Genomic DNA, 18,195 nt, shown 5'->3' on the forward strand with positions numbered 1-18,195 from the left:
CGCGGGTATCGGGGAGAGAGCCCTCGGAACCCGCGCCGGTGACCGGAAAAGTGCGCGGGCCATGGACCCGGGCCGACGGTCAGTAGAGAGAGCCTTGAGGGGAAGGGGAAGAGGACCATGGTGGCTTCGCGTATCGGCGTCTATCCGGGTACATTTGACCCGGTGACCAATGGTCATTTCGACATTATCCAGCGCGCCTGCCGTATGGTGGATCATCTGATCGTTGGCGTGGCCAGCAATGCCGGCAAGGGCCCGCTCTACACCACCGATGAACGTGTGGCCCTGGTGGCGGGTGAACTGGCGACGTTGCGGCAACAGGGTTTCAATGTCGAGGTGCGGCCCTTCGATAAATTGCTGATGAAGTTCGCGGTCGATTGCGGGGCATCGGTGATCATCCGCGGCCTGCGCGCCGTTTCGGATTTCGAATATGAGTTTCAGATGGCCGGCATGAATGCCCGCCTGAACCCGGCTGTCGATACTGTCTTCCTGATGGCCTCCGACAAGCATCAGTTCATCTCGTCCCGCTTCGTGAAGGAGATTGGGCGGCTGGGTGGTGATATCAGCCAGTTTGTCAGCCCGCGCGTCGCGGCCAGCCTTCAGGCTCGTTTCGATGCCGAAAGGGTGAACAAGCCGGGGTGAAGCCCTGCGAAAAATCAAAGGTGCGGTGCCGCATCGCGCATGTTGACGGACGCTGTCGGCTTGCCTATGGTGCGCGCCACTTCGGGAGCATGATTCCGTAGCTCAGTCGGTAGAGCACGTGACTTTTAATCATGGGGTCGTGGGTTCGAATCCCACCGGAATCACCATCCCCGAAGTAAATTCAGTCTGTTACGAAAAGGCCCGGACATTGTTCCGGGTCTTTCGTTTTTCCGATGATGCCATCATCGCTGGAAAAATCCGTTCCCTGTCCAAAGGATATAAGCGGGCGATTGCGCACCATGCGTGTCGCCTACATACTATGCTGTGTGGAAAGCCATCCACCAGTGACGGCGACGGGCGATTCCGGCGACGACGGGGTTCCGGTCGTGTTTCCACTTCTCTTGTGCACGGAACACGCCTGTGTTGAGCCCTTGGTACCGTATCCAGGACGATGAAACGATAAGGGCCGCACAATCGGCGGCCTTTGTGCGGCAGTTGCCCATGATCATCCTGGGAAATCTGTTGGGCGCATGGATCGGTGCTGTCGTCCTTTGGCATGATTTCTCGTTTCTGGCGTTGACACCCCTGCTGCTGGGTGTGCCCCTGCTGATGCTGCCGGCCATTCGGGGCCTGTTGCGCAGCCGGGGGCGGCGCCCGCCACGCACGGCATCCCGCCGCCGCATCCGCATCATCATCGCCAGTTCAAGCATCATGGGCCTCTATTGGGGCGGCATGATGCTGTTCTACCTGTCCAACGCACCGCTGGAGGCAAAGGCGCTGCTGCTCGGCGGCTGCGCCTTCCTGGCGGTGGGAGCCAACGCCGCCCTGTCGGTGGTGCCGCAGGCCTGCGTCGCCTATGCCGGCCCCATGATGGCGGCTGCCATCGTGTTGAGCATCGCCGATCGCAGCGACCCAATCTGGCTGGGCACATCCCTGCTGATGCTGCTGATGACCATGGGGCAGATCCTGTTCCTGCGCGGCAACTGGGAAGGGTTTCGCGCCCTGCGCTGGGGAGAGGAAAGGATGGCAGCGGCGCAGCGCGTCGCCAATCTGGCCTGGCTGGTGGAGGATGTGGACGGCGGTTGCGAAATCTCCGGCAATCTGCCGCGTCTCATGGGCCTGTCGCATGACGAGGCGATGTCCACCGATCGGCTGCCCGCCCTGATCGCCGAACGTCTGGAGGCGGGGGAACAGGCGGACGCACTGCGCAGCGCCGATGGTGTCATCAACCGCCTGTGCCGGCTGACCATGCCCGATGGCGGCCATCGCTGGATTCGGGAGGAAAGCGCCCCCGTCCTGGGTGATGGCGGTCGTGTCAGCCAATGGATTCGCACCTTCCAGGATGTCAGCCTGCTTGAGGAGACGCGGGCCACGGCGCGGTCGCGGGAAACGATGCTGGCCACCGTCCTGGATACGGTGGATCAGGGGATTGTGGCCTTTGATGCCGATCTGCGCGTACTGGCCTTCAATACCCGCTTCATTTCCATGCATGGCCTGCCACCCGGCCTGTGCCGGCAGGGCGTGGGCATGCGCGACCTGATCCGTTGGAAAGCCCTGCGGGAAGAATATGGCCCCGTGGCGCCGGACGGTGTCGATGCCCTGATTGATGAAAGGCTGCGCGCCACCGCCAACAACGAGCCGCATCATTTCGAACTGACAAGGCCTGACGGAACCGTGCTGGAGGCCCATGGCAACCCGATGCCGGGCGGTGGCTTTGTCACGTCCTATGCCGATGTTACCCAGGCGCGCCGGCGCGAGGAAGAGCTGCAGCGGCTTGCCGAGGCGCTGGGCGAGGCGAAGCTGGCCGCCGAGGCCGCCAGCCGCGCCAAGTCGGAATTCCTGGCCAATATGAGCCATGAAATCCGCACGCCCATGAATGCCGTGATCGGCATGAGCTATCTGGCGCTGCGCACCGATCTGCCGCCCAAGGCGCGGGAATATCTCACCAAGATCGAAGAGGCCGGCAAATCCCTGCTGGGCATCATCAACAGCGTCCTTGACCTGTCGAAGATCGAGGCTGGCCGCGTCACCATCGAATGCGTTGATTTCCTGCTGGATGAGCTGCTGGATGCCGTTGCCTCGCTGCATGCCGATGAGGCGCGGCGCCATGGTTTGCAATTCATCCTGCGCCGGCCCACGGGGGCGCCGCGTGTTCTGTTGGGTGACCCGCTGCGCCTGACCCAGGTGATCAGCAACCTGATCGCCAATGCCATCAAGTTTACCCATGAGGGCCGTGTCACCGTCACCGCTGCCTTCGAAGCGGAGGAGAATGAGAGCCTGCGCCTGTCGGTGCAGGTGGAGGATACCGGCATCGGCATGAGCGCGGAGCAGATGGAACGGCTATTCATCAGCTTCTCCCAGGCCGACAGTTCCACCACCCGCCGCTATGGCGGCACCGGGCTGGGTCTCGCCATCAGCCGGCAACTGGTGGAGATGATGGGAGGCACCATTGGCGTTGAAAGCGCCGTCGGGCAGGGCAGCCGCTTCCATTTCAGCCTGCCGCTGCGCTGGCGCCCTGTCACATCCGGCGATCTGCTGCACAGCGACGTGGACCTGACGGGCAAGCGCGCTCTGCTGGTCGATGACAGCGCGTTGGCCATCGACGTGCTGACCAGCATGCTGGAACAGTACGGGCTGGCGGTGGAGGGGGTGCAGACGGTTGAAAAGGCGCTGGAACGTCTGCGCCGCAGCGAGGGGGCGGGGTACGATCTCGTCATCGCCGATTGGCGCATGCCGGGAACGGACGGACTGGATTTGTGCCGTGCCATCATGGCCGCCGCGTCGCCGCCACCGCCCATGCTGATGGTCACTGCCTATGATGTGGACGAGTTGGCCGCCGCCACGGCGGGCACGCCCGTGCGCAATATCCTGGCCAAGCCCGTGACGCCCACGGCCCTGCGCGAGGCGTTGCGTCAGTCCTTCGCGCAGGCGCGGGGGCCGGCATCGATCAGCGCCCGGCCCGAGGAAAGGCTGGCCCCGGTTGCCGGTGGCGAAATCCTGCTGGTCGAGGATAACCCGCTGAACCAGCAGGTTGCGTTCGACATGCTGACCCGCTGGGGCATGCATGTCACCCTGGCCGAGGATGGGCGGCAGGCCGCCGACAAGGTGAAGGCCGGTCGGTTCGATCTGGTGCTGATGGATATCCAGATGCCGGTGATGGACGGGTATCAGGCGACCCGCGTGATCCGGGAGGAGGCGCTGGCCGTGCCGGGCAAGCCGCGCCTGCCCATCCTGGCCATGACCGCACACGCGCTGCAAAGCGACCGGCAGAAATGCCGGGAGGCCGGCATGGACGGCCATGTCACCAAGCCCGTGGTGGTGGATGAACTGGTCGAAGCGCTGCTGACCTGGCTGCCGCGCCGCGACGCAGCCGCAGCCGCGGTCTCTACGCCCCTGAACGTCCCACCGCGCCTGATGATCAATTTCCTGCGTGAACTGCCGCCGCTCCTGGATGTGGAGGACGCGCTGAAACGGGCGGATGGCAATCCTGATCTGCTGCTTCGGCTTCTGGATGGATTCGCGCGGCAGCAGGGGGCGGATTTCCTGCATTTGCGTACGGCGATCCAAGCGCGCGATGCGGATAAAGTCCTGCCCATCCTGCACACACTGGCCGGTACCGCGGCCAGCATCGGTGCCGCCGACCTGGGTGATCAGGCTCGCGCAGTGGAAGACATGATGCGCTCTGGCGATGATAACTGGGCCACTTCCGTTGAGCCCGTGCTGGACCGATTGTCTGCCATCCTTGCCCGGCTGGCGCAGCGGCCCGCCCAAACGCCGGAGGTGGATGCGACGAGCACAGCCGCGTTGCCCCCGGTGGAGCCGGAGGCTCCCCATATCCTGGTGGTTGATGATAACGACATGAACCTGACCCTGGTAACCAGCGTGCTGGCCCGTGCCGGGTACCGCGTCAGTCAGGCCCTGTCGGGGCAGCAGGCCATCGATGCCGTTGCAGACACGTCGTTCGATGCCGTCCTGATGGATGTGCAGATGCCGGGCATGGATGGGGCCGCTGCGACGCGTCGTATCCGGGCCTTGCCAGGGCCGGGACGGCATGTGCGCATCATCGGCATGACGGCGGCGGAACGGTCGCGGGCCTGGCCGGCACTGGCGGTGGCAGGCATGGATGGCTTCATTGGCAAGCCTTTTACCGCCACCTCCCTGATCGATCAGGTGCGTGCCGAAATGTCATCGCCCCTGATCCGCGAGGAAGAGGATGAGGAAGAGGGCGCCTGATACCGTCGGTCATAAATTGTGACCGATGGTACGGCGGCGACTGCCGCCGCGCCGCCCATGCGGCGTAGCCAAGGGCGCGAATGCGCCCGCCCGCTGGTATGACACCGGTCAGCGGGCCAGCGAGGTCAGCGGCACGCGCGTCACCTGGATATCTTCCTTGTTCGTGCTGTAGGCCACGTAGAGATAGCCATTCCAGATCAGGCTTTTGGGATAATGATATCCGGGGCGTTTGAACCGGCCTGCATACCTCAAAGGCGGCAAGTCGCCGGCACCGCGCAGCAGGAACGAGCGGTCGAACACCTGTCCGTCCGCCGACAGGGTCAGCGCCAGCGGAATCCGTGCCTTGTCCTGGCTCACAGCTGTGGCCAGAAATGCGGTGCCGTCTGGCAGGTTGCCGGCACTCTGCTTGGCCCGTGCATCGGGCATGGCGGTCAGCGCAGGTGTCGTCCAGCTTTCGCCCCGGTCGCAGCTTTCCGATGCCAGTTGCCGGAAGCTTTCGGCCTGATCGCGGAACACCATGATGGCGCAATCCCCGCGCAGGAACAGGCTGGGTTCCAACTCCCGGCTGACCCGTCCCTCATGCGGCAGATTGTCAAACCGCCCACGAACCCAGCCCGTCACGGCCAGCGGATCATCCGTGTACCAGGGGGCGACGATCATGCCCGGCCGTTGATGAAAGGCGGTGATGATGCGGCCATCGGGAAGGGCGTGGGGGTCCTGCTCAATAATGCCCTCAACGGGCTTTCCATCCTTGCCCATCACGCGGTGTGGCGGTGACCAGTTCTGTCCGTCCGTACTGATCCGGTATTCAGCATAACCGCCATCGCCGGACTGAAACCCCGTTGGCCAGACATTGGTGAAGGCGACCAACTGCCGCCCATCGGTCCACCAGCCGCCGTTGGAGCGCATCTCTCCCGGTTTGGTGGCGGGGGGCGACAGGGCGGCGGGCGGGGACCAGGTCTTGCCGCCATCATCGCTGACGCTGTGCGCGATCCAGGTGTCCAGCGTATCTTCGTCCCGCTGCGATGCCTGCCATTGTGCATGCAGCCGTCCCTTGAAGGCGATCAGCACGACACCGTTATGGAACTTATCCCGCGCGTCGGCGCCGGGGGAGAAGATCGTGAAAGTCTCCGTTCCCGGTGCCGGCACCAGCCCCAGATCACCGGGCCGATCATGGTTGAACAGGCCGGTTGCCACGGTATAGGGCGGTGCATCCGCCATAGCCACCGGTGTCATAAGGGTGAGGGTGCTCAACAAGGCAAGGCCCGGCAGGAGTTTCATATCTGGTTTCCCTGTGTCTGGGCCCCATCGGTAACGCGGCGGCGCAGGTTGCCCACCGTCTGCGGCGATACGCCGACACGCCGGGCGATTTCACGGTCGGGCAGGCTGGCCATGGCGGGATCGGACAGAATCCGCATCACTTCCTCGCGCCGTTCCGAGGCGGTGCGGAAATGGGTCGGTGACCCGATCTCCGTCTCCGGCCCATCCGGGTCCCGGCCCGCGCGGTCGATACCGGCCAGATGGCGCAGGTCGGCCAGGATCGCTGCCTCCACCCAACTGCCGCGCCCGCTATGCGCCCGCCAATACTCGGCCCTGGCCAGGGCATCCTGGATCGTTGCGGCGCGCAGCCCATGTTCGACAAGCCGGCGGATCACGATGGCGCGGGCATAGGCGGGCAGGTCCAGATGGCGTGTCGGCTCGATATCCTCGGCGATCAGCTGTCCGTCCAGGCCCCGGACAGACGCGATTTCGAACCCACGCTTCTCCCAATATTCAAGCTCTGCCAGCGCCCCCGTGACACTGATCGGCAGGGAATAGGCGGTTTCCACGGCCCGGCGGATTTCCGGGGGCATGTGCCGGGGCAGGCTGTCGCTGGTCCAGCCGGACAGGCTGCGTGTCCAGCGCTCATTGGGGGCATCCTGTGCGATCGACCAGCGGGCGACAGCGGCCCGCAGCAGCTTTTCGCGGGAGCAGGGGGCCATCACGGCGTCGCGCCCGCCATGCCGGTCTAGTACGGCTTGCGCATCGGGCACACCGGCCCGCGCCCGCCGGCCCTTGAAGTCGGGCCGTGGGGTGGCGGTGGCGGCCTGGGGTGCTGCGGGCGGCGGCGGGGGCGGAGGTGCAGGCGGGGGAGGCGGCGGCGGTGTGACCGGTGCTGTTTCCATCAGCATCGCGGCCAGATCGGCGAAGCGTTTGCCATCGCGGGCCAGAAGGCGCCGTGCGCTTTCAATGGCGGCGGCGGCCTCGCCCTCGTTCGAGCTGTCGACCAGGGCCAGCACCTTGCCCAGCTTAACGAGATCCAGCATACGAAAACCGTCCATATTGGACGGTCAGCATAGCAGCACCCTGCGCCCTGTCCAGTTCGGCCACGCGGCAGCGCACAAATTCTCCCGATCCTTGGTTGCGCGACGAGCCTGACAGTTTCCGGTAAAGAGACGATTCTGCGCCATTATGGAAGTCCGTGTCCGTCCGGCATCAAGTGCTGACATACATACGCAATCTAAATTCTATCGAAGCGCAATAGGGGCGGTAATGGCTAAAGGGCAGGGGATTGGTGAATGACCCGGACGGCAAACACTGATCCGATCCTGATGATCCCCGTGGCGCCCAAGGATTTGCCGGTAGCAGACAAAATCCGCATCCCGACGCGGTGCAATCATTTGCTGCGCTTACCCGGATGGTGGTAGCAATAAGACGGGCCGGGTTGCCAGCCGCGTGGGGCGGCGGGACCGGGTAACGGCCCGACATAAGGAATGGTGCGGCATCTTGCACGAAATGGGTAACATTCCGGGTCTGTCAGAGGCGGAGTATACCGCCCTTTACGACCGAATCGCACAGTCGCCGCAAGGACTTGCCTTTCTGCGCGAGCATGCGCGCCGGGCGGGCGACGCGGGCCAGTCAAAGGTCGACGCGGCGTTGCAGGACTTGCGCTATCTGTTCGAAAGCCAGGCCAGCCTGATGCAGACCTCTGGCCGGGCCGAGGTGCTGCGTAATGAGCTGCTGGAAATGGCGGCTTCCATCGAACATGCGCGACGCGAGATTGCGGCGCTGCGTCCGAAGGACCAGTCCAACAACCGTCTGGACATCGCCACCAACGAACTGGATGCCATCGTTTCCACGACGGAGCGGGCCTCGATCGAGATTCTGCAATCTGCCGAACGGTTGATGGAGGTCGCGGGCCGGCTGAAGCGTCTGGGCGCCGATGCCGATCTGGTCAGCGATATCGAGAACGAAGTCACCAATATCTTCACGGCCTGTTCCTTCCAGGACCTGACGGGGCAGCGCACCAGCAAGGTGGTCAACGCCCTGCGCTATGTGGAGCAGCGTATCAACGCCATGATCTCCATCTGGAGCATCGAAGGCGTGAAGGCGCCGGCCCCCGCCGGTCCGGTCGATACGCGTCCTGATGCGCATCTGCTGGGCGGCCCCCGTGATGATGGTGTGAACCAGAATGATGTGGATGCGTTGATGTCGGGGGCCACTCCGGCGCCGCGTCCGGCGTCGCCGCCCCCGCCGCCGCCGAAGCCGGCGGCCCCTGCCGCCGCCTCTGCGGCGGATGAGGAGCCGCCGAACCCGCTTGATCAATCCGAAATCGACAATCTGTTCGACTGATTTAACGGAGACTTCTGATGGACTACACCGTCCACACCGCCGCTGATGGGTTGCGCGTCACCCTGTCGGGCCGTATGACGCTGATCGACCATGAAAAGTTCCGCAACGTCGTCGATGCGATCGAAAAGGCGGAAGGCACCGTCTGCATTTTCGATCTGACGAAGCTGGAATTCGTCGACAGTTCCGGCCTGGGCATGTTCCTCATCGCCCGCGACGTCGCCCTGCCGAAGAAAATGGAGATCGAGCTGTTCGGCGCGCAGGAGTCGGTAAAGCGTATCCTGCAGATCGCCAAGTTCCAGACCCTGTTCCGCGTCACCCCCTGATCCTGGCGCACCGATGGTGACTGCCGCCGACCCCTCTGCCGCGCACCCCCACCCGCCATCCATAGGCGGGGAGGTGGCGTCGGCATTGCTGTGGCGGCTGGCAACGGGGCATGGGCTTCGTGTTGTCGATTGGGCCGTCGAAGCGGCGGAGATGGGGGAACTGACGGCGGCCCCTGATATCCTGGTGGCCTTGCGGGGATGCGTCCGTGATATTGGCGCCTCCCTTTCGCTGGGTGGGTCGGCCTATGTTGAACTGGGCGATGACACGGACCTGCCGCCGGGACTGCTGACGTTGTTGTCGGGGCCGCCCTGTCTGCATGTGTCCTTGTCGACGGCGACCTGTTTCAGTTTGGATCTGGCACCGCATCTTTGTGCCACCATGGTGGCGCGGGGCTGGTTGTCTGCCGACCGCCGGGCCGATGCCGAAATCTGTGTGCATGAGGCGGTCAGCAACGCCATCGTCCATGGCAATCTGGATGTCCATCAGGGGCCATCCGCCGATGCCGGCGCCTTTGACGGTTTCTTCCGTGCGGTCCAGACCCGTTTGGCCGACCGCGCCCATGCCGCCCGCCGCGTGACGGTGGAGGCGGTGGCCGAACCGGACATGCTGTGCATCACCATCCGGGACGAGGGGCGGGGCCATCCTGGCCATGTCCTGACGGCGGTGGAACGGCTGGAGGCCAAGTCGGGCCGGGGTATCCGCATCATGGGTGAACTGGCCGACCGCGTCGCCTTCACCGAGGGCGGGCGTGCCGCCAACCTGTATTTCCGCCGATGACGGAGGTGCCGCCCCTCCCGGCCCTGGGCCCCAACCGGATCAGCTTTGCCGATTGCCGCGTTCTCATTGTCGATGACAGCCGCTTTAACCGGGAAATCCTGTCGCGGTTCATGCAATGGGTGGGCATCGGTCGCATTGATTTCGCGGGCAATGGAGAGGAAGGGCTGGCCCATCTGCGAACCACCAGCTACGACCTGATCCTGCTCGATACCGACATGCCGGTGATGGATGGGTTGAGCCTTTGCCGCCATATCCGTGGCGAGCCGGCCTGGGCCGACCTTCCCGTGCTGATGCAGACATCGGCGTCCAGCGATCCGGCGGGCGTGAAATGTTTTGAGGCCGGGGCCAGCGACATCATCACCAAGCCCATCAATCCGGGCGAATGCATGGCGCGTGTCCGCCTGCATCTGGAAAAGCAGTTCTTCTTTCGCAATCTGACGGACTTCCACCGCCGTTTGCAGAGCGATCTGAAACTGGCCCGGTCGATGCAGAAATCCCTGATCCCGGATGCCCGCACCATCGCCGGGGCCAGCCAGCGTCATAAGCTGTCCATTGAGGGCCATTTTGAGCCGTCGGACGAACTGGGTGGCGATTTCTGGACCATTTTCGACTTGGGCGACGATCAGTTGGGCGTGCTGGCGGCGGATTTCTCCGGCCATGGCATTTCGGCGGCCATCAACACCTTCCGATTCCATACCCTGATCGAACGTATTCCGCCGCAGGGGTTCGAACCGGTGGAATGGCTGACCATGCTGAACCGGCCCTTGAAGGACCTGCTGCCCGTGGGACAGTTCGCCACCTGCTTCTATGGGATCATCGACAGCCGCCTGGGCACCCTGTCCTATGCCGCCGCCGGGGCGCCCAGCCCCATGCTGTTTCATAACGGTCACGTAACGATGCTGGATGCCAGCGGCCTGATGCTGGGTGTTTCCAACAACCCATCCCTGACCGCCGATACGGTGCCGTTTCCGCGCGGGGCCTCTGTCCTGATCTATTCCGACGCGATGACGGAGGCGGATGACAAGGGCGGCCACCTGATCGGGGAGGATGGGTTGCTGCGCCTTGTCCGGCAATGTTTCCCAGGGGGCGAGAACAGGCTTGCACGATTGCTCGCCGCCTTCGACACTATGGCTGCACGGCCCCTGGCCGACGATCTGACCGCCATTTGCATCAGCAGGGTATGACCATGCCGGCGATGTCCCTCTTCAACTGGTTCAAGGGTCTGTTCAAGCCCAACCGCCGCCGGTACGACCGGCATGCGGTGCAGTTCCCCGTCCGCATCCAGGCGGGCGGAGAAGGGCATGAATGCAACATGCGCGACGTGTCACCCAGCGGGGCCATGCTGGTGGATGCCCCCGACCTGACCATCGGCACGCTGCTGCAACTGGAAATCCCGCAAATCGCGCTGACCGCCAATGCCCGTGTCGTGCGACGCACCGAAATGGGAATCGGGATTGAATTTTCCAAGGAAGGCATCGGCGCCATCGTCGCCGGCTGGGCCCGGGGGCAGAGCCCGGTAACGCCGTAACTGCGCGGGAATGCCAGGGTCCTGGACGCCGCCCTTGCGTCGGCGTGATGCACGGGCCATGTGCTATGGTCTTTCGCGTGCCACCCACGGAACCTGACCTTGGCCAAACCCATTCCTGCACCCGCCGTCAAGCGCACGACCCCGACCGGCGCCCTTCTGCGCCGGCTTTCCGGGGCCTATCTGGGGCCATACAAGCCGAAGCTTCTGGCGGCCTTGCTGCTGATGGCGCTGGAGGCGGCGGGGACCGGGGCGGTAGCCTGGGGTTTCCAGCCGCTGCTTGACCGCGCGTTCCAGCCGGATAATCAGGGTTTCCTGCTGCCCTTCGCGGCCCTGATCATGGCGGCATTTTTTGTGCGCGGTACGGCGGCCTATGGCCATTCGGTGCTGGTCAACCATGTGGGGCAGCGCATCGTGGCGCGCATCCAGGCACAGGTCTATGGCCACCTGATCCGTTCCGACCTTGCCTATCTGCATGGCCGCGCCTCGGGACAGTGGATTTCGCATCTGGTCAATGATGTGAACCAGATGCGGCTTGCCGTGTCGGAATGCCTGACCGGGGCCGTCAATCACAGCCTGACGCTGGTTGTTCTGGTCATCATGATGTTCTATCAGGATTGGCGCCTGGGCCTGATCGCCTTCACGGTGTTTCCCGTATCGGGCTGGTTCCTGGGCCGGCTGGGCAAGCGTCTGCGCCGCATCGCGACCAGCCAGCAGACGGAACTGGGTAATTTCTCCGCCGTGCTGGGCCAGACCTTCCAGGGTGCGCGCCATGTGAAGGCCTATGGCATGGAAGCGCATGAAGAGGCGCGGGTCGGTATGACCATTGACCGGCTGCGCAAGCTGACGGCCAAAAGCTACCGTACCGGCGCCTCCATGCTGCCCATCAACGAGATTTTCAGTGGTGCCGCCGTCGTGGGCGTCATCATCTATGGCGGCCTGGCCATTGCCGACGGTACGCGCACGGCGGGACAGTTGGTCAGCTTCATCGGCTCCTTCATGCTGGCCTATCAGCCCATGAAGGCCCTGACCAAGCTGAATGCGCAGTTGCAGGTCGGGCTGGCGGCGGCGGAACGGGTGTTGGGTGTGCTGGACATGCCGCCATCCATCACCGACCGGCCGGGCGCGGCAACGCTGCCGGCAGATGCCACCCACGATATCCGCTTTTCCGGCGTCCACTTCTCCTATGATGGGGAGAAGGAGGCGTTGGATGGCGTGGATATCATGGTGCCGGCGGGCCGCACGGTGGCCCTGGTCGGGGCGTCCGGATCAGGCAAGACGACGGTCCTGAACCTGATCCCCCGCTTTTATGAGGTGACGGACGGGTCGGTTAGCGTGGCAGGGCACGATGTGCGTGACCTGACCCTGTCCAGCCTGCGCGCCTCCATCGCGCTTGTCAGTCAGGAAACCGCCCTGTTCGACGACACGATCCTGGCCAACATCGCTTATGGCCGCCCCAGCGCCAGCCGGGCAGAGGTGGAGGCGGCGGCCCGCGATGCGGCGGCCCATGAATTCATCATGGAACTGCCCCATGGCTACGACACCATGGTCGGCGAAATGGGCCTGAAATTGTCAGGCGGACAGCGTCAGCGCATTGCCATTGCCCGCGCCATGTTGAAAAACGCGCCCATCCTGCTGCTGGATGAGGCGACCTCAGCCCTGGACAGCGCGTCCGAACGCGCCGTGCAGGATGCGCTGCGGCGTCTGGCGGCGGGCCGGACCACGCTCGTCATCGCCCATCGCCTCTCCACCATCGCCGATGCCGATCACATCTATGTGATGGATCAGGGCAGGGTGGTGGAGCAGGGGACGCATGGCGAACTGCTGGCCGCCGGTGGGGCCTATGCGCGGTATCAGGCGCTGCAGGGTGGGGCGTGACTAACACATATACCGGTGAGGTGAACTCGCCGGTATATGGGTCGGCGGCGACTGCCGCCGCGCGGCACATGCCGCGAAAGCCAAGCCGACAGATGTCGGCGCCGGCGACTGAGGCCCGGTGATCGGTTACGATCACCGGGAATTGGCATTACGCCCCTTCCTTTTTCTTCGCGCCGATCTTCGGTTCCTCGCCCTTCAGAAGTCGGGCGATATTGTCCTTGTGGCGGATATAGACTAGCACCGCGATGAACAGGCACAGGCCCGCCACGGCGGGACCGGCCAGAAACCAGGCCACCACAGGGCTGGCCCCCACGGCGATCAGGGCCGACAGGGACGAGATGCGGAACAGCACGGCCGCCAGCAGCCAGGTGCCGCACGCCGCCAGCCCCACGGGCCAGGAAATGGCCAGCAGCACGCCCAGCGAGGTGGCCACACCCTTGCCGCCCTTGAAGCCCAGCCAGACGGGGAAACTGTGGCCCAGCATGGACCCCGCCGCCGCGGCGATCCCGGCCTCCGTGCCTGCGACATACAGCGCGATCAGGGTGGCGATGGCGCCCTTGCCGCTATCCAGCAGCAGGGTGGCAAGGGCCAGCGGCTTGTTGCCGGTGCGCAGCACATTGGTGGCGCCGATATTGCCGCTGCCGATCTGGCGGATATCGCCATAACCGGCAAGCCGGGTCAGGACAAGGCCGAACGGGATGGAGCCAAGCAGGTAGCCGCCGATCAGTGCGAGGATCAGCGGCAGCGGGGAGAGATCGGCCATGGTCTTGCTTCTTGTTTGTGGTCGGTCTGCAATCAGTCGCGGGCGAACACCGTGCGCCCATCCACGATGGTGCGCAAGACCATGCCCTGGACCGGGCGGCGGTCAAAGCAGCTGTTCTTGGACTTCGACGCCAGTTTCTCGGCCTCCACCCGCCAGGGCCGGTCCAGATCGAACAGCACCAGATCGGCGGGTCCGCCCACCGACAGCCGGCCCAGATGACGCAAGCCCAGGATATCGGCGGGAATCGAGGTGACAGCCGCCAGTGCGCGCGACAGGGGCATCGCGCCCTTATGCACCAGTTCCAGGGTCAACGGCAGCAGCGTCTCCAGACCCACGGCGCCAAAGGCCGCCTGGGCAAAGGGCACGCGCTTACTGTCCTGGTCATGCGGGTGATGGTCGGACGCGATGGCATCAATGGTGCCGTCGGCCAGCCCCTCGATGATGGCGCGGCGGTCCATCTCGCCCCGCAGCGGCGGCGACAGTTTGAAGAAGGTGCGGTAATCGCCGACATCCACTTCCGTCAGTGCGAAATAGGGCGGGGCGGTATCGCAGGTGACCTTCAGCCCGCGCGCCTTGGCCCGGCGGATGACGGCAACGGATTCGGCGGTGGAGATATTGGCGGCATGGTAGCGGCCCCCCGTCATCTCCACCAGACGCAGGTCGCGTTCCAGCATGATGACCTCGGCCATGCCCGGAATACCGGACAGACCAAGGCGGGTGGCAATCTCGCCCGCATTCATAACGCCGCCGGCCAGACGCGGCTCCGACGGATGCTGGAAAATCGTCTGCCCGAAACCATTGGCATAAGACAGGACGCGGCGCATCAGGGCCGGGTCGGCAATGGGGCCGCCATCGGTGAAGCCCACGGCCCCGGCCTCGGCCAGCAGACCGATCTCGCTGATCTCCTTACCCGCCGTCTCCCGCGTGACAGTGCCATAGGCGAAGATCTTCACCAGCTTGGTTTCCCGCGCCCGGCGCGCGATGAATTCTAGGCCGGCCTCGTCATCGATCACGGGATCGGTGTTGGGCAAGGCTGCCAGTGCTGTGATGCCGCCGGCGGCCGCACTGCGGCTGGCCGTCTGGATCGTCTCATTATGTTCCAGCCCCGGTTCACCCACCTGGGCACGCAGATCGACGAGGCCGGGGGCCAGGACCAGACCCGTTGCATCCACAATCTCCGCACCTGCCGGCAGGTCGCGTGCAGCATCGGCGCCGATGGCGGCGATCTTGCCACCATTGGTCAACAGGTCGCCCATCTGGTCCAGGCCGCTGGCCGGGTCGATCAGACGGGCATTGCGGTAAAGCACGGGCTGGGTCATGGCGCTGTCGTCTCCCTGGCGTGGTCCCGGGGGTATTTACCAGAGGCGGCGGCGGCGCGGCGTGCTGATTTCGCGGGCGGAGGTTGAAAATTGGCAGGCTCATCCATTTGCACTGCTGTCATCGGCCCGCAGGCTTCTGCTAGGCTGATGCAAAGGTTCGTCTTGGCAGGATGTGAAGCATCATGTGCGTTCTGTGCGGCAGGCTTGAGGATTCCCACGCTGTGACCACGGCCGAGCTTGCGGCCAGCGCGATGGCAACGGGTGCCAAGCCTGCCATTTCCGACGCCGCGTTCATTGATCGCCTGCAGGAAGAAAATGGGGGCGCCTGGGCCCCGAAACAGGTTATCGGCTACAGCTTCCTGACCAGCAGGCCGTCCAGCAGTTCCGGTTCGGACTATACCGGCTTCAATGTCTTTACCGACGCGCAGAAGGACACGGCCCGGCTGGCGCTGCAGCTCTGGTCAGACGTGGCGAACCTGACCTTCAAAGAGGATGCGACCGCCGCCGAAAGGCAGGGACAGATCACCTTTGCCAATTCCAGCAGCATTTCCAGCGGTGTCTGGGGATTTGCCTTCACGTCCGGCACGACCCGGCCCGTCTGGGTCAATTTGGATGGTAGCAAGGATAGCTGGGGCGGGCGCACCCCCGGCTCCTATGACCTGACCGCCATGATGCATGAGATCGGGCATGCGCTGGGCCTCAACCATCCGGGCAATTACAATGCTTCGGACAAGGGGGAGGCGACCTATGCCAACAATGCCACCTTCATGCAGGACAGCCGCCTCTACACCATCATGTCCTATTTCAGTGCGTCGGAGGTTGGCGGCAATCATGGCCGCAAATACGCCGCCACGCCGATGATCTATGATCTGCTGGCGGTTCAGGATTTCTATGGTCGCAACTATGCGACCCGGTCCGATGACACGGTCTATGGGTTCAACAGTACCGCCGGGCGCAGCGTGCTGGACTTCACGGTCAATACCCAGCCGGTTGTCACCGTCTGGGACGGTGGGGGGCGTAACAGCCTGGACCTGTCCGGTTTCACCAACACCTCCAATATCGACCTGCGCCCCGGCTCCTATTCCGATGCGGCCGGCCTGGTCCGTAACCTGTCGATTGCCTTTGCAACCTATATCGCCGACGTGACCACAGGCGCGGGGACCGATACGGTTCGCGACAATGCCTTGGCCAACCGTATTCTGACGGGGGCCGGCGACGATGTGATCACGCTGACCATCGGCAATGACACGGTGGATGGCGGGGCAGGGACCGACCTGTTGCAGCTGCAGGGGGCCAAGGATCTGTACCGCGCCGTCAGCAATGCCGACGGCACCCTGACCCTGCGCGGCCCGACCGGCAGCATCCTGGTCAACAATGTCGAGAGTTTCAGTTTCAGCGGATCGGTGGGGCAGACCCTCACCCGGCAGCAGGTGGCCGGGCTGGATTTCAGTAGCATGCTGTATGTCGCGGCCAATCCCGATCTTATCCTGGCCTTTGGCGGCAACCTGACAGCCGCCACCAACCATTGGCTGACCTTCGGCAAGAATGAAAACCGCAGCCTGGATGGGTTCAGCGCGCTCGACTATCTGGCCAGCAACAAGGACCTGATCGCCGCCTTCGGCTATGACCTGACCGCCGCCACCATGCATTACATTACCTATGGGTATCGCGAGGGCCGGAAGGTTGCGGGCTTCGATGGGCTGGCCTGGCTAGCCAGCGATACCTCGCGCCTTGATACGATCGGGTTGAGTGCTGCGGGCGGCATGATCGACTATATCCAGAACGGGGCGCCCAAAGGTCTGGGCATCACGTTCGACGGTCTTGCCTATGTCGCCTCCTATGCCGACCTGCGGGCCAGCATCGGCATGAATGCCGCCGCAGGGCTTCAGCATTATCTGAATAGCGGTGTGAAGGAATATCGGGAGGTGAAGTTCGACGTCGGCAATTATCTGGCCTCGAACCCCGATCTTGCCCGTGCCTTCGGCTATGACCTGGACCGCGCCTATTTCCACTATTTCTATTATGGCGTGGTGGAGGGGCGGACGGACAAGAGCTTCAATGTCTATGATTATGCCGGTTCAAACCCCACTGTCGTGGCCTCTGTCGGGTATGATCTCGCGGCATTGACCCGGCATTACGTCACCACCGGCCTGACACAGGGACTGGACACGGCCAAGTTCGATGTCACCGCCTATGCCATGAAGAACAACATTACGGGGGATGATTGGCAATTGGCGGCGACCAAGGCCTATCTGGCCGGCAATCGCACGGACGGCACGCCCTATGGCACTGACCAGACGCAGCACCTGCTCGCCCTGGGCAAGGCGGTGACGGACAGTTTCAGCAACATCGATGATGTCGACTGGTTCAAATTCCACGGCGATGCCTATACGAGATACAAGGTCACCGTCGAATTCCTGACCCAATCCAGCAGCCCGAACCTCGCGTCGTTGAGTTTGCGGGGGCAAGATAATGTGTCAGTGATAACTGACTATGGCCGCTATCCGTCCATGACGACGGAGTTCTTCACGATGGCGGCAGAAGATATCTATATCGAACTGGAAGCGTTCAGTTCCACGTCTAAGGATTATCGCATCACCGTCAGTGTGGTGACGAATTCCTCCGGTGCAGCGGCTCCGATGGAGGCCGCTGCGGTGCTGACCGGATTGTTTGAGAACGGTTCCGACGGCCATTACTGGCTGACGTGACGGGCATTTGCCCGCCACCGCCTGCGACGGTTTGATCCCGAAGTGGGTATCAATCTTCCAGCATGTTGGCCAGCTTCAGGGCGATGCCCATGCTGCCGCTGACCTTCAGCTTGCCGGTCATGAAGGCCAGCGTCGGTGCCAGCTTGCCGTCGGCCAGCTTCGCCAGATTCTCTGGAGAGATGGTCAGCGTCGTGTCCGGCGTGCCGCCTTCGCGGCTGATGGTCGGCGGGGTGGTGCGGCCATCGATGAACAGCGTGCTGCCGCCGCCCAGTTCGAACTTCACCAGCGCGCCCAGGCCGACGAAATTCAGCACATTGGCCTTCATCTGGGCTTCGATCTGGTCAACGGTCATGACGTTCCTCTTGATTTTCTAACGTTTACGTAAGCGGAACTTATAGCGTAGTTGCCTTGTCCAGG

Annotated in this window: 14 protein-coding genes and 1 tRNA gene; 10 read left to right on the forward strand and 5 right to left on the reverse strand. The window is 63.8% G+C overall.

The window, feature by feature from the left end; genetic code table 11:
* The first annotated feature begins 117 nt into the window (after nt 1-117).
* From coaD to ACT6Q8_RS08795, 3 genes are all read left to right on the forward strand, one after another.
* Complete coding sequence (gene coaD, locus ACT6Q8_RS08785; RefSeq protein WP_054168750.1) at nt 118-639, forward strand: pantetheine-phosphate adenylyltransferase; 522 nt, start codon at nt 118-120, stop codon at nt 637-639.
* A gap of 91 nt (nt 640-730) precedes the next feature.
* Nucleotides 731-806, forward strand: a tRNA-Lys gene (locus ACT6Q8_RS08790).
* A gap of 253 nt (nt 807-1,059) precedes the next feature.
* Nucleotides 1,060-4,872, forward strand: coding sequence for a response regulator (locus ACT6Q8_RS08795; protein ID WP_444733224.1), 3,813 nt, complete (start codon nt 1,060-1,062; stop codon nt 4,870-4,872).
* 108 nt (nt 4,873-4,980) lie between these two features.
* Here the strand turns inward: ACT6Q8_RS08795 and ACT6Q8_RS08800 are convergent, their stop codons facing one another.
* Entirely contained in the window at nt 4,981-6,153 is a 1,173-nt protein-coding gene (locus ACT6Q8_RS08800; RefSeq protein ID WP_444733225.1) for a sialidase family protein, read from the reverse strand.
* On the reverse strand, nt 6,150-7,178 hold the full coding sequence (locus tag ACT6Q8_RS08805) for a DUF2786 domain-containing protein (RefSeq protein WP_444733226.1): 1,029 nt from the start codon (nt 7,176-7,178) through the stop codon (nt 6,150-6,152). Before ACT6Q8_RS08805 ends, ACT6Q8_RS08800 begins: the two co-directional genes overlap by 4 nt.
* 469 nt (nt 7,179-7,647) lie before the next feature.
* Between ACT6Q8_RS08805 and ACT6Q8_RS08810 the strand changes: the two genes are divergently transcribed.
* The 6 genes from ACT6Q8_RS08810 to ACT6Q8_RS08835 all read left to right on the forward strand — a co-directional run bounded on the left by ACT6Q8_RS08810 (nt 7,648) and on the right by ACT6Q8_RS08835 (nt 12,988).
* Nucleotides 7,648-8,484 (forward strand): hypothetical protein, encoded by an 837-nt coding sequence (locus ACT6Q8_RS08810; RefSeq protein ID WP_054168697.1) that lies wholly within the window; start codon nt 7,648-7,650, stop codon nt 8,482-8,484.
* 17 nt (nt 8,485-8,501) lie between these two features.
* Entirely contained in the window at nt 8,502-8,807 is a 306-nt protein-coding gene (locus ACT6Q8_RS08815) for an STAS domain-containing protein (RefSeq protein ID WP_054168696.1), read from the forward strand.
* Between the two features lie 13 nt (nt 8,808-8,820).
* Nucleotides 8,821-9,585, forward strand: coding sequence for an ATP-binding protein (locus tag ACT6Q8_RS08820; protein WP_082372420.1), 765 nt, complete (start codon nt 8,821-8,823; stop codon nt 9,583-9,585).
* Nucleotides 9,586-9,590: 5 nt separating this feature from the next.
* Nucleotides 9,591-10,769, forward strand: a complete 1,179-nt coding sequence (locus ACT6Q8_RS08825; RefSeq protein ID WP_444733227.1) for a PP2C family protein-serine/threonine phosphatase — start codon at nt 9,591-9,593, stop codon at nt 10,767-10,769.
* 2 nt (nt 10,770-10,771) lie between these two features.
* Complete coding sequence (locus ACT6Q8_RS08830; protein ID WP_444733228.1) at nt 10,772-11,113, forward strand: PilZ domain-containing protein; 342 nt, start codon at nt 10,772-10,774, stop codon at nt 11,111-11,113.
* Between the two features lie 99 nt (nt 11,114-11,212).
* Nucleotides 11,213-12,988 (forward strand): ABC transporter ATP-binding protein, encoded by a 1,776-nt coding sequence (locus tag ACT6Q8_RS08835; RefSeq protein WP_444733229.1) that lies wholly within the window; start codon nt 11,213-11,215, stop codon nt 12,986-12,988.
* A gap of 148 nt (nt 12,989-13,136) precedes the next feature.
* On the opposite strand, the gene plsY is transcribed toward ACT6Q8_RS08835, so the two are convergent.
* Nucleotides 13,137-13,751 (reverse strand): glycerol-3-phosphate 1-O-acyltransferase PlsY, encoded by a 615-nt coding sequence (gene plsY, locus ACT6Q8_RS08840; RefSeq protein ID WP_444733230.1) that lies wholly within the window; start codon nt 13,749-13,751, stop codon nt 13,137-13,139.
* 32 nt (nt 13,752-13,783) lie between these two features.
* Nucleotides 13,784-15,070 carry a dihydroorotase gene (pyrC, locus tag ACT6Q8_RS08845; protein WP_054168691.1) on the reverse strand — a complete coding sequence of 429 codons (1,287 nt, stop codon included), beginning with the start codon at nt 15,068-15,070 and terminating at the stop codon, nt 13,784-13,786.
* A 221-nt stretch (nt 15,071-15,291) separates the two neighbouring features.
* Between pyrC and ACT6Q8_RS08850 the strand changes: the two genes are divergently transcribed.
* Nucleotides 15,292-17,778, forward strand: a complete 2,487-nt coding sequence (locus ACT6Q8_RS08850; protein ID WP_444733231.1) for a M10 family metallopeptidase C-terminal domain-containing protein — start codon at nt 15,292-15,294, stop codon at nt 17,776-17,778.
* A 49-nt stretch (nt 17,779-17,827) separates the two neighbouring features.
* On the opposite strand, the gene ACT6Q8_RS08855 is transcribed toward ACT6Q8_RS08850, so the two are convergent.
* On the reverse strand, nt 17,828-18,130 hold the full coding sequence (locus ACT6Q8_RS08855; RefSeq protein ID WP_054168689.1) for an SCP2 sterol-binding domain-containing protein: 303 nt from the start codon (nt 18,128-18,130) through the stop codon (nt 17,828-17,830).
* Nucleotides 18,131-18,195 lie beyond the last annotated feature (65 nt).

The organism is Niveispirillum sp. (assembly GCF_052437035.1).
In the GTDB taxonomy this organism is placed as follows: Bacteria; Pseudomonadota; Alphaproteobacteria; order Azospirillales; family Azospirillaceae; genus Niveispirillum.